This is a genomic window from Virgibacillus sp. LDC1 (genome assembly GCF_025792345.1).
GTDB lineage: Bacteria > Bacillota > Bacilli > Paenibacillales > Paenibacillaceae > Paenibacillus_AQ > Paenibacillus_AQ lautus.
This window is the reverse complement of record NZ_JAOXLZ010000005.1, coordinates 394,054-405,754: the sequence shown is the minus strand read 5'-3', so window position 1 is coordinate 405,754 and position 11,701 is coordinate 394,054. Positions and strand designations below refer to the sequence as shown.

General features: G+C 50.6%; 14 protein-coding genes. 5 read left to right on the top strand and 9 right to left on the bottom strand.

What is annotated here, in order from left to right:
* Window positions 1–7 precede the first annotated feature (7 nt).
* Window positions 8–433, bottom strand: a complete 426-nt coding sequence (locus OHJ21_RS26450) for a VOC family protein (RefSeq protein WP_100540581.1) — start codon at window positions 431–433, stop codon at window positions 8–10.
* Between the two features lie 101 nt (window positions 434–534).
* Complete coding sequence (locus tag OHJ21_RS26445) at window positions 535–1,374, bottom strand: putative RNA methyltransferase (RefSeq protein WP_347708149.1); 840 nt, start codon at window positions 1,372–1,374, stop codon at window positions 535–537.
* A gap of 503 nt (window positions 1,375–1,877) precedes the next feature.
* Between OHJ21_RS26445 and OHJ21_RS26440 the strand changes: the two genes are divergently transcribed.
* The 3 genes from OHJ21_RS26440 (at window position 1,878) to OHJ21_RS26430 (ending at window position 4,241) form a co-directional block, all read left to right on the top strand.
* Window positions 1,878–2,393 (top strand): DUF6773 family protein, encoded by a 516-nt coding sequence (locus tag OHJ21_RS26440; protein WP_100540847.1) that lies wholly within the window; start codon window positions 1,878–1,880, stop codon window positions 2,391–2,393.
* A gap of 25 nt (window positions 2,394–2,418) precedes the next feature.
* The gene (locus OHJ21_RS26435) at window positions 2,419–2,616 is read left to right on the top strand and encodes a helix-turn-helix transcriptional regulator (protein WP_009594955.1); all 198 of its coding nucleotides are present in this window, start codon (window positions 2,419–2,421) and stop codon (window positions 2,614–2,616) included.
* Between the two features lie 173 nt (window positions 2,617–2,789).
* Window positions 2,790–4,241, top strand: a complete 1,452-nt coding sequence (locus OHJ21_RS26430; RefSeq protein WP_486021585.1) for an erythromycin esterase family protein — start codon at window positions 2,790–2,792, stop codon at window positions 4,239–4,241.
* Window positions 4,242–4,388: 147 nt separating this feature from the next.
* Here the strand turns inward: OHJ21_RS26430 and OHJ21_RS26425 are convergent, their stop codons facing one another.
* The 3 genes from OHJ21_RS26425 to OHJ21_RS26415 form a co-directional block, all read right to left on the bottom strand.
* A complete protein-coding gene (locus OHJ21_RS26425; protein WP_243390948.1) occupies window positions 4,389–5,060 on the bottom strand; it encodes a DUF4097 family beta strand repeat-containing protein in 672 nt (223 codons plus the stop codon).
* A 146-nt stretch (window positions 5,061–5,206) separates the two neighbouring features.
* The gene (locus OHJ21_RS26420) at window positions 5,207–5,695 is read right to left on the bottom strand and encodes a helix-hairpin-helix domain-containing protein (RefSeq protein WP_100540577.1); all 489 of its coding nucleotides are present in this window, start codon (window positions 5,693–5,695) and stop codon (window positions 5,207–5,209) included.
* A 41-nt stretch (window positions 5,696–5,736) separates the two neighbouring features.
* Window positions 5,737–6,225 carry a DinB family protein gene (locus OHJ21_RS26415; protein ID WP_100540576.1) on the bottom strand — a complete coding sequence of 163 codons (489 nt, stop codon included), beginning with the start codon at window positions 6,223–6,225 and terminating at the stop codon, window positions 5,737–5,739.
* 111 nt (window positions 6,226–6,336) lie between these two features.
* Here OHJ21_RS26415 and OHJ21_RS26410 point away from each other — a divergent pair, with 111 nt between their 5' ends.
* Both OHJ21_RS26410 and OHJ21_RS26405 read left to right on the top strand, forming a co-directional pair.
* Window positions 6,337–7,284: a helix-turn-helix transcriptional regulator gene (locus OHJ21_RS26410; RefSeq protein ID WP_100540575.1), complete on the top strand. Its 948-nt coding sequence runs from the start codon at window positions 6,337–6,339 to the stop codon at window positions 7,282–7,284.
* 217 nt (window positions 7,285–7,501) lie between these two features.
* On the top strand, window positions 7,502–8,164 hold the full coding sequence (locus OHJ21_RS26405) for a CatB-related O-acetyltransferase (protein ID WP_100540574.1): 663 nt from the start codon (window positions 7,502–7,504) through the stop codon (window positions 8,162–8,164).
* 129 nt (window positions 8,165–8,293) lie between these two features.
* Here the strand turns inward: OHJ21_RS26405 and OHJ21_RS26400 are convergent, their stop codons facing one another.
* The 4 genes from OHJ21_RS26400 to OHJ21_RS26385 all read right to left on the bottom strand — a co-directional run bounded on the left by OHJ21_RS26400 (window position 8,294) and on the right by OHJ21_RS26385 (window position 11,659).
* Complete coding sequence (locus tag OHJ21_RS26400; protein ID WP_100540573.1) at window positions 8,294–8,584, bottom strand: hypothetical protein; 291 nt, start codon at window positions 8,582–8,584, stop codon at window positions 8,294–8,296.
* Window positions 8,585–8,665: 81 nt separating this feature from the next.
* A complete protein-coding gene (locus OHJ21_RS26395) occupies window positions 8,666–9,829 on the bottom strand; it encodes an N-acetylglucosamine-6-phosphate deacetylase (RefSeq protein WP_100540572.1) in 1,164 nt (387 codons plus the stop codon).
* Complete coding sequence (locus OHJ21_RS26390) at window positions 9,822–10,613, bottom strand: glucosamine-6-phosphate deaminase (protein ID WP_100540571.1); 792 nt, start codon at window positions 10,611–10,613, stop codon at window positions 9,822–9,824. The genes OHJ21_RS26395 and OHJ21_RS26390 overlap by 8 nt, the downstream gene beginning before the upstream one ends.
* A 17-nt stretch (window positions 10,614–10,630) precedes the next feature.
* Complete coding sequence (locus tag OHJ21_RS26385; protein ID WP_100540570.1) at window positions 10,631–11,659, bottom strand: Gfo/Idh/MocA family protein; 1,029 nt, start codon at window positions 11,657–11,659, stop codon at window positions 10,631–10,633.
* Window positions 11,660–11,701: the final 42 nt, after the last annotated feature.

The window sequence follows — 11,701 nt, the reverse complement described above, 5'->3', positions numbered from 1 at the left end:
TCTGCTTCTAAGCTTCAACTTCGGTTGAGATATTCCAGTTAACGCCGTATTTGTCCGCAACGATCCCGTAGGCCGGGCTCCAGAATGTTTCCTGCAGCGGCATAACGACCTTGCCGCCCTCACGCAGCGCTTCATATATCTGCTTCGCATGTTCGGCTGCATCGGTCATGATGCAGATCTGGACCTGATTGCTGGATTGGACCGGTTGACCGGGAAACGTATCGGATAACATCAAGACCGTCTCGCCGACCATAAGGTTTGCGTGGGATACCCGATCCCGCGCGCTTTCCGGCAGCGGAAAGTCCGGGTTGGCCGGCATCTCGCCAAAAGTCTGAACCATGACGACTTTGGCGTCCAAGGCCTTCTCATAGAATTGAATAGCTTCCTTAGCATTTCCATCCATAATGAGATACGGATTCATTCGAAGTGTCATGCGATAGTTAACCACCTTTTATTTTGATAACTCATATTATCTCCTATGGTGGACACTTTAGCAAAATACGTCGGAGATCCGGGCAGGAAAAATACTTCCCCTTATTTCCAACCATAGAGAAGTGCGAAGTCGGCGGTTACCTCCATCTCTCCACCTGACATCCGTTCAATAACCTCAGGTGAAACGCTCCAGGATAACGGCGTCATATGAATCAGCTGCTTCGTCTGCTCGGAATCCAGCATGATGCGATACCGAATCTCTTCGAACTCGATCCGTTCAAAATGTCGGCTGAACAGCTCCATCGTGCCGTCATTGGAATACGTCTCCTTACCTGTACCTGTATAAAATAAAGCTCGAAGCTCCTGCAAATACAGGCTCCCCGGAATGACCTTCACCAACATTCCGTCACTCGTAAGCAATCGCCTGAACTCCGAATAATTGGAAGGGGACAAAATATTCAAAATGTAATCAAACTGTTGGTCAGCAAACGGGCTCTGAGACAGGTCAGCCACGCACCATATAGGGTCCGGGGATGTCTTGGCGGCCATTACGACCCCCTCTTTGGCGATATCCATGCCCACACCGAGAATGTCCGGCACCGTGGGGTGATCGAAAAGCTTACGTCCAATGGCGGATAGATGGGAACCCTCTCCGCAGCCTGCATCGAGCAGTCTCAGAGGTTTGCCGGATTCCGGCGGCTTCCGAGACTGCATCCTGATCAGACGATTCGAAATCCCTTCAATCATCGGGCCAAAGAACCCGCTGCTGTTAATCATTTTTCGTGCCTCAAACAAGGCCTTATCATATTTGGTTTTGGATCTGTTGGACAGCAGGTTGACGTACCCCTGTCTCGATATATCATAGCTATGCAGCTTCTCGCACACCAAGCTTGCCAGCTGCTGAACTCTCATGGAACTGCCGCAGATCGGGCATCTAAACATCTTCTCATGTTTCGATAGCCATTGTGCTTTTTGTAATAACCTTTCATTTCTGGACACAGCAAAAATCACCCTTTCATTCGATCATACGTAATGAAAAAGGCACAGAAAAATAAACTCAAGCCGCAATGTCAAAAAAAAAGGGCCGAGCCTACTTGGATCTGTACCTCACATTAACGTAAGCGAATGAAATGGATCATAATCATGGCAACGAACACGCTCCAGTTATCAATTCGGGCAAGAGATCTGCCCTATTCCCATTTTAAACACGCTGTGAAGCGTTGTAAACCCGCCGGCCTATAGTTCTGTTTTAGCAAAATAGATCAAGAATAAACTCCCCCTACGGACTATGATGAAATTCTTGAGACTACATCCACTTCCTCGGTCAAAAAGACAAATATTGAAATCAAAATGACATATATATATTGCAAAATGACGTGAATACTATTACAATGCAGGTATCCAGAAAATCTCAGGAACGTATCTCTAACCAAACGAAAGGAATGATGAGCTTGAATTGGTTTAAGAAAAACTCGGTTGAGGATGAGCGTATCGTCAATTTGAAGAACAAGTTATATAAAGAGGTGTATACCTTGATCATGATCATATGCAGCATTTCCGTCATCATCAAATCTTTTGCGCTGCCACGGACGGAATCCGTTTGGCTGGAAATGCTGATCATGCTGGGAGGAAGCTTATATTTTGGTATCCGCAGCGTAGCGCTGGGAATTTATTCGGATGAAGTGGAGGTCCATGACCAGCGAAGCAAAGTTTCGTTCAATAAGCGCAATGTGCTCTGGTGCTTTGCCATCGGGTTCATATTAGCTCTTTACTGTGGAATCCGCAGCGCAATCTTGTACGGAAACAACAACAGCGCCACCGAGATTAAACATTTTATCATCGTATTCTTCGCTACACTTATCATCAATGTCCCGCTCTTTGTTATAGTGAGCTCGGTGATCCACTACGGCGCCAACAAGGTAAGCCAGAAAATGTCGCAGAACGATCCGTTCGACTCGTAGAAAGGGATATCAGGGTGACTGTCGCATGAAAAACATCAAATTGAAGATGGCCCGCGTCGAGAAGGATTTATCACAGGAAGAACTGGCCCAGATTGTCGGTGTCTCCAGGCAGACCATCGGCCTGATCGAGCTGGGGAAATACAATCCGTCCCTCAGCCTGTGCGTTGCCATATGCAAGGCATTATCGCGTACGCTGAACGATCTGTTCTGGGAAGAGGACTAAGGTAGGCCATACAGTATTATAGTTCTTTAACGCCGCCGGACAGTAATTGCGGCGATGTTAAGGAGGTGATGCCAACGCTTCAAGACAAGAAATAATAGTGTTGATATTCTCTTCGAAACGTTCAACCACCACAAAACATATAACTGATCATCATCTTATAAGGAGTGACCCGCATGCCGATACATAAAGCTAGAAAAGCATTCACCGTGTTTCTGCTCACCGCTTCCCTATTGGGAACCACCTTCATCTCTGAAGGAAAAGCAGATGCTTCTGCCGCCGATTCCATCCAAGGCCAGGTTACGGAGGTTAAGACGGCACGTACGTCGGATGAAAAGATTGCCGAGTGGGAGAATTGGGCCAAAGACCATGTATACCGACTGGATACGATTCAGCCATCGAACGTGGCCAACGGCTCTAACCAGTATAAGGATCTGGCCATGCTGAAGCCCTTGCTGCATGACAAACGCATGGTGTTCCTGGGGGAAAGCTCCCACGGCGTTGCCGAGTTCAATCTGGCCAAGACCCGTTTGATCCAGTTTCTGCATCAAGAAATGGGGTATAACGTCCTGGCCTTTGAGAGCGGCCTAGGAAACAGTTCCTTGGCTTATGGCCGGGCCGGACAGCAAAGCGCCGAACAAACGATGAAGGATTCCATCTTCGGCGTTTGGTGGTCCAAGGAGATTTTGCCGTTGTTCGACTACATTAAAACAGCACAACAGAGCAAGCAGCCGCTCGTGCTGACCGGTTTTGACATGCAGCTGCAGTATCCGCTGTTGGATGGGCAATGGCTGCAGGATCAGGCCATGGCTAAGCGCCTATCGGAAGCTGAGAAGAAATTGTCCGACTACTCTCTTGGTAGGGATCTTGCCGCTTACCGCAAAGAGAAACATCAGCTGATTCAAGTATACAAGGATGCTCTGGTGTCCTTAAAGACGGAGGCAAACGAAGTTCATATAAAGAAGCTGTACCCGGATAACCCCAAACTGTCCATGCTGCTCGAGCGGACCCTGAACGACCGAATTCGGGTAGCCCGGGAGTATGTAGAGCTCTCCATCCAATCAACGCTTGGCATGGAAAGCGGCGATTATGCCCCGTTCCTGGAATCGATGGAATGGCGGGATCAGGCGATGCATGACAATCTCATGTGGCTGGCAACCGAAGTATACCCGACGGAAAAATTCATCGTGTGGGGACATAACGACCACATCCGTAAAGCCCAAACCGAAGTGATGGGTACGCCATATCCGGTTACTTTAATGGGGGAAAAGCTCTCGGAGGAAATGAAAAAATACAGTTACGTACTCGGCTTGTATCCGGCCAGCGGACAAACCGCAGATAATATGGGCAATGTGCATGACGTTCTGCCGGCAGAGCCGGGATCCATGGAATCGATCCTGTCGGCTGCAGGCTCACCGTATACCTTCGTTGACCTGCGTTACCAAAAGCGTGAGGCAGGCAACTCATGGATGTTCGAGCCGCGTTTTGCCTATAGCTGGGGCATGATTCCGGAAAGCTTAATCGCCTGTGACCAATACGACGGTATTCTGCTTATTGATGACGTAAACCCGCCGCAATATATGAGATCTCCTGCTTCATCCAAGGCTTCTGTGTCTGCTGAAGACTAAGGCGCTATCATTCTTCTTTGTCATATAAGAATTTAATAGGTTAACATGCCAAGCATCCTCTGATGATCTGCTTCAAGAGCCCGAAAGCTGTAAGCTCTTGGAAAGGACCACGGGGATGTTTTTTTCTTACACTTTGTTCTTACATGGTTATTGGATCGAGATGTTCCCCGAGGAGGTTTTGAGTTTCACCTTATGCTGGCCAGCACCGGAGCGCCCTTCCGTCTTCCGGTTGCTCTCCTTTCTGTCCTCCAAAGGAACGGCAATGGACCGGCGTCCGTTTCCGGATTGCAGCATCCATGTTGCATCAGGCGTTTCTTCATCGAGCTGTATGTTCACGTTTCCGCTAGTCGCCGATACCTCCACATCGTTGTTCAAACGGGTAAACGCAAGTGAGATATTCCCGCTTCGACCCTTTACCTGGAGGCTGTGGTTTTGCAAGCCGGTTCCCGTTACTTTGCCGGAAGAACCGTCTACGATGACCTTCCCCGCATAATCCTCGGGAATTCTCACGTGAAGCTGCGGCATTCGCCCGATATTCAACATCCGAGTGATATCGTTATCTAAACGAATCTTCATCCGATGGCCATCCTGATCAACAACGGCCCCCGCAGAATTGCCGCTTTGGAGCAGCGAAACCTCTAATACCTCCACATCCGCTGTCTCCACGAACAAGGTCGTGCTGCCATGGTCGATCTCCAGCTCTTCAACCTTCTCAAGCGTTACGCGTTGGAGCTGCTCTTCTTCGCCCGCTGAACTGCATGCACTGAGTAAGAATACGCCAAGGATCCATAGGATAACAGCTGGTGCATATCGTTTCATTGCTTTACCTCCACCCCTTTTCAACATTGAAGCCATTGTACAGGATGACGCCGCTTCACTTTCAAGCGATTTTTCAAGTTTGGTAAACAACAGGAAAAAAGACACCGCCATGTGGCAGTGCCTCCTGCTAGTTCAAGGTAGGGACCCTATGGTTGTCCATCTTTTTGGTCGTACCACGATAAAGTTGGACGGGTTGGAGGGTATCCGTGCTGCTCCCTAAACTGCTTACGCACTTCGGTAAAGTCATGCCAGCTCTTCCCGCTCCCCGGATGATTGGCATGATGTACGATGCAGCGAAACGCATCCTCCACGCAAGGATCCACCCAGAAACCGCTGCTTGCTTCCATCCGGTCCGTTAAAGAGGCAGCGTCTTCATCCTTGATATCTTCCAATGCGAAATACCCCAACTGGACTACGCGTTCAGCCACTTTCGGTCCGATCGAAGGAACTGTCTGAAACTGTGCCAGTCCCCGGATATATTGGGCGCGGCTATCCGAAACACCAAGCACGCCGGACAATAACTCGATATCCATTTGCGCAATATCGATGAGCTTCATTTTGTTTGACCGCAGCTTCGCCAACTCCTCGCCAGTTAACGGCAGCTTCGGCGATTTTCTCGGTACATGCCGCTGCATCCTTCTCACCCCTGTTCTCACTCTGCATACATACCTGACGTTTAATATAGATCGAACATATTTACTTCATAGCCTTGGGCTTTCAGGTAATTGAACATTTGCGCCCGATGATGCTGGGCATGCGTGACGATTTCAATCAGCCACTTGGCTTGGGTTGAACCGTGCTCCAAATAGAAGGGTCTCGTTGTCTTCTGCAAAAATTCTTCATCTGTCAGCCCATTCATGTAGGATTTTACATCGGCAAGTCCCTTTGTCATCCAAGAGATCAGCTTGTCCTTGTCCGTGCCGTCAGCGGCGATGCCTGCCTCCAGTTCCCGGATCTCCGCTTCGCTCTTCTCTTGGAGAATCAACAGGTCCGTCGCAGGCACCGAAACCAGATGATGCACGAGCTCCTGCAGCGATCTCATATTGTGGGCAGGCCTGTAATCCCAATGCTCTGCCGAAATTTTGCCGATCAGATTCGAACTGGTACGAACGATAAGCTCCAGCTCTTCGAACAACAGCTGCTTCATTTCATGCAATTGATTCACGTTTCATCACTCCATTTATTAGTTATAAGGCGGCTCTGGGTTCTACGGCCAGTATAGCGTATAATAGTGACAACTATTGTCATAGTCATCCAACGATTCGGAGCTGATCCTATGTCCAAATCCAAACGTCTCATCGAGCTGATGATGACCGTTAACCGAATGCGAAAATTCACCGTAAGAGAACTGGCCGATCAATTCGGCGTGTCGTCTCGCACGATCTTGCGGGACCTGCAGGAGCTCAGCGAACTGGGGGTTCCGCTCTATTCCGAGGTAGGACCGCACGGAGGCTACCAGGTGCTGAAAGAACGGGTTCTTCCGCCGATCGCCTTCAGTGAGGAAGAAGCCGTTGCAATGTTTTTTGCCAGCCACGCCCTGCGTCACTATCTATTTCTTCCCTTTGAAGCCGAGTCCTCTACTGCACTTCAGAAATTTTATTATTATATGCCTGGGGATGTGCGCGACCGGATTGACCAGATGAAGAATCGGGTGGATTTTCTGACGCATACAAGGCAGCAGAAGGCCGAATCTCTCGGGGCTCTGCTGGATGCCGCCGTCGACCAGCGGGTCGTTACGGTGTTGTATGAGAGCAGGGAGGGCTATGCCGCGAGAAGCATCCAGCCCGTGGGCATCTATGCAAGCAACGGCTTCTGGTATTGTCCCGCTTATTGTTTTCTGCGCAATGATTTTCGCCTGTTCCGCTGTGACCGCATGCAGTCCGTGGCCTGTGATACAACCGGCATCGAGCCGCGGGATCACCGCCATATCCATCTGGGTAACTGGAGGGAATACGGGACAGAGAAATCGGTCTATATTCGCATGGTCGTGGATCTGAGCCGGGAAGGCGTTCAGCGCTGCGAATCCGAGTTATGTCCGGTTCCCCATATCGATATGCAGCCGGATGGAAGCGGACAGCTCGATCAGAACGTTCCTGTCAGCGAAATGTTGTATTTTGCTAAATTTTTTATCGGATTAGGAAATGAAGCCACTGTGAAGGAGCCGCAGGAACTGGTGGATCGCATGAAGGGGATTCTGACGGAGATGATGGTGAAGTACGGTTAGAGGCAGCTACCTCTTATTTGGCAAAAGGTATGGATTATTTTATCGGAATCTTGTATCCCTGTAAGTTTGACGAAAAGAACATGCCTTGTTACAATTTCATCAACAATTAGGAAAAGGATGAGGACGATGGTTCGTCGTTTGATCAGGTTTAAGAATGTGGCTACTGTATTGAGCTTCTAAGTAAACGATATATTCTACTTAGAAGCGAGGAAATAGAATGAAACAACATCAATTTGAACACTGGTCCGAAATTAAGTATTTAAAGGATATTGTCACGAACCCTATGATTAGTGTAGGAGAATACTCATACTATTCTGGATATTACGATCATCATGATTTTGAAGATGGCTGCGTTAGATACCTATGGGGGGATGAAAAATCCAGAAGGCTGTTTAATCCCATCGAAAACCATGGTTGGCATATCGATAAGTTGATTATCGGAAATTACGTATGTATCGCAAGTGGCGTCATTATTTTAATGGGCGGAAATCACAACCATCATCCGGAATGGATAACCGTGTACCCGTTTGTAGAGCAGATTGAAGCTTCTTACGCGCCAAAAGGTGATACCGTCATCGAAAGCGATGCCTGGATTGGAATGAATGCCATGATTATGCCAGGCGTAACCATAGGCGAAGGCGCCATTGTTGCGGCTGGTTCGGTTGTTACTAAGGATGTCCCGCCCTATACGATCGTAGGCGGTAACCCTGCCAAAGAGATAAAGAAACGCTTTGCGGACGAAGACATCGAAAAGTTAATGGAAATGCGATGGTACGATTGGGAACGTGAGCAAATTGAACGAGCTGCTCATATCTTGTCCAGTTCCTCCATCCATCGATTATATGACTTTTATCAAAATGAAATAAAACCCTACGTTTAAATTTCAGATGCCTCATTAAATAGGAATGCAAAAATCCCTTCTTGAATTCAAGAAGGGATTTTTGCGTCTTGGCCTTAGACTTTTGTTCATCGTTCAAAACGCCTTGCATCCTGTTCATGGAAATCTAACTTATGGACCCAGCATTAGATATCCTAAAAAGGTGTAGATAAAATAAGAGCATAACGCAAGCCCATTGCTGGCTATTAATAGCAGGTCCTTGGCTGAATCGGTAATTCCATAGGAACGGATAGATAACACGATACCGAACGGCGGAATAACGACAGTGGATAGCAGTCCGTAAAAGTGAAACCAATGCCCATCGCGGACAAACAAAATTTCGATTGCGAATAAGAGGATAGGCAAAATAAACGTCCATGCTGAGATTTTACGCACAACGGGAACTCTCCATTTCGATGTCATGCCTCTCTCCTTCTGTCCGTAATGAGGAAAAACCCAGATGTTACTCTGGGTTTTTCAAGTATCTTCTCTATATTTTAACATTTATTGGGCCGCCCGGTAAACCGAACGCCCTCCCTTGACGGTCTCCACAATGCGAAGGTTCCCCTTATGCTTCTCCAGAAGCACGAAGTCGGCCTGCGCCCCTCTCCTCAGCCCATAGCTTTCCGTTTGCCCTACCGCCTGGGCGGGCAGCATGGAAGCCATGTCCCATGCTTCAGGAAATGTGCACAGCCCCGACTGAGCCAGCCGCCATACCGCATCGGCAAGCATCATGGCCGAGCCGGCCAGCAGCTCGGGTTTGCGGGCGAGATGCAATCGGCCTTCGGAAGTCAAGACGACATGACCACCGATATGGGTCTCGTATTCGCCTGGCGGCATTCCGCTTAAATAGACGGCATCGCTGACGAGCAGCGCTTTGGACGGCTTGGCGCGGAGCATCACCTTGATGACCGAATCCGGCAAATGGTATCCGTCCGCGATGATCCCTGCCCACAGCCGATCTTGCGCAAGCTGCTCCCATATATAATTCGGATGGCGAGGCAGTGTCAGATGCGCGCCATTGCCCAGATGGGTGGACATCGTCGCTCCAGCGTCCACGGCTTCCCGAATTTGCTCAGGTGTGGCGGCAGTGTGCCCGATCGATACAACGATTCCCGCCTTCGCGCACGCCCGAATAAAATCCGCAGCTTCCGGCCACTCCGGCGATAGGGTCACGATCCGAATCCGGTTCCCCGATGCCTCCTGCCACCTTGTAAACAACGACCAGTCCGGCGCTTTGATATACCGGGAATCGTGCGCGCCTTTGGGCCCTTCCTCCGGAGAAAGAAAGGGTCCTTCCAAATGAATCCCGCCAATGGTCGAACCGACCGTTTCATCCTCCAGGCAAGCCGCGTCGATAACCCGCAGCAACTGTTCGATCTCTTCGTTGCCATTGGTAATGATGGTTGGGTAGTACAGCGTTACCCCCTTTTCCCATAAGCGCCGGGTTGCCTGGATGACCGTCTCCGTTGTAAGCGGCAGCGAATTGAAATCATGTCCATAACCGCCGTTAATCTGAAGATCGATCAATCCGGGAGCAATCCACATCTCCCCGTCGCCGTCGTAAGGAAGTGTCCGCTCTATCCGGCCGTCAGGGTTCCATGCCAGCTCAATCGTCTCACCTGTTGCATAATGTCGGCCCATACGAACAAGGCCAGGGCTATCCATTCCGGATTTCCCCATACGACTCCAGGTCCACGTACAGCGTGCAATCCGGATGCCGCCGAAGAATGCTGGCGGGGCAGGCCTCGCTTATCTCGCCGTGCAGCGTCCTTTGTACCGCTGCCCGCTTGCTTGCACCCGGAACGACGCAGAACAGATGGGCACCTGACATTAACGCCGGAACCGTGAGCGTAAGCGCATATTCCGGAACCTCTTCCAAGCTCGCGAAGCAGCCGTCATTCACCTGCTGAAGGCGGCAAGCCTCGTCCAGCTTGACCCGCTTCACCCACAGCGGATCGGTGAAATCCGCAACGGGCGGATCGTTGAAGGCGATATGCCCGTTCTCTCCTATGCCCAGGACCACCATATCGATCGGCTCAGCAGTTACCAATCGGCTGTATCTGTCGCACTCCGCTTCAGGATCATTCATACCGTCGATCAAATGAACCTCCCCCGGAGATACCCGATCAAACAGCTGCCGGGATAAAAAGTTCCCGAACCGCTGAGACGCAGACGAAGGAAGGCCGATGTATTCATCCATATGAAAAGCCGTGACCCGGCTCCAGTCCAATCCTTCCGATTGAACCAGCGCCGCCAGGCATTCGTTCTGTGACGGGGCAGCCGCAAAGACGATGCGAATGCGCTCTTTCTCGGTCAGAAGACGCTGCATGGCCGCGCGGATATCGGCGGCAGCCGCTTTTCCCATCGCTTCGCGCTGGTCATAAACGCGGACCTTCAGTTGATCTTGAACTCTTTCAATAACAGGCTTTATGCTTTGCCCAGTCTTCATAAAGTCACCTCCAGCCGTTACAACACCGGCGTTCCGGTCTGTAGTTGAATTTCCTTGCGCTGCCGGGAAGCCTCGTAGGTGCCGAGAATGATCTCCAGAGAGTGCCGCCCGTCCTTCCCGGTGACGACAGGCTCGCGGCCTTCGCGAACGGCAAGCGCCATATCTTGAATTTGGAGACGGTGGCCGTCAGGTATAACTTTAAACGGTTCGAAATCAGGCAGTTGAACTTGTTCGCCATCGATCTCAAGAGATACAATCGTATCTTCTTCGATGACAAGCGCGCCCTTCTCGCCATGAATGACCAGCCGCTGCCCTTTCCCGTCGCAGGCTGTCGTCGTGATCTCCATGACGCCGAGCGCGCCGCTCGCAAATTCAAGGGCTGCGATCACGGTATCTTCGACTTCGATATTGCGCAGCACGGCTTTGGCTTTGGCAGACAAGGATGCAACGGGTCCAACGAGCCATTGCAGCATATCCACCGTGTGGATTCCCTGATTCATCATCGCCCCGCCGCCGTCCATCGCCCAGGTCCCGCGCCAGCCCGCACTGTCATAATAGGCTTGATCTCGGTACAGCATGACATACGCCGAGCATAAGCTGAGCTTCCCGAGGCGCCCTTCTTGAATGACCTGGCGGGCATATCGGGCCTGCGGGGACATACGCCTTGGAAAAACGGTTGCCAGGAGCACCCCATTCTCCGCACATACCTCAATCATGCGCTCGACATCGTCAAGCCGGATCGCCATTGGCTTCTCTACCAGCACATGCTTGCCCGCCCGGGCAACCATCGCCGTCTGCTCTGCATGCATACCGCTTGGCGTGCAGATGCAGACTACCTCTATATCCTCGCGTGCCAGCAGTTCTTCCAAGGTATCGCAGATATCTCCTCCGTACGTTGCAGTCAGTTTGACCGCAGATTCCCGTTTCGTATCGAATACGGCGGCCAGCACGGCTTCCTCCGTGTTCATGATGCTCCGTGCATGAATGTCCGCAATAATCCCGCAGCCGATAATCCCGAATCGAACCGGCAATGTTTCCTCCGTCATGTATCCTACGCCTCCTCGTTACGTTCAGTTTGCAGCAAAGCC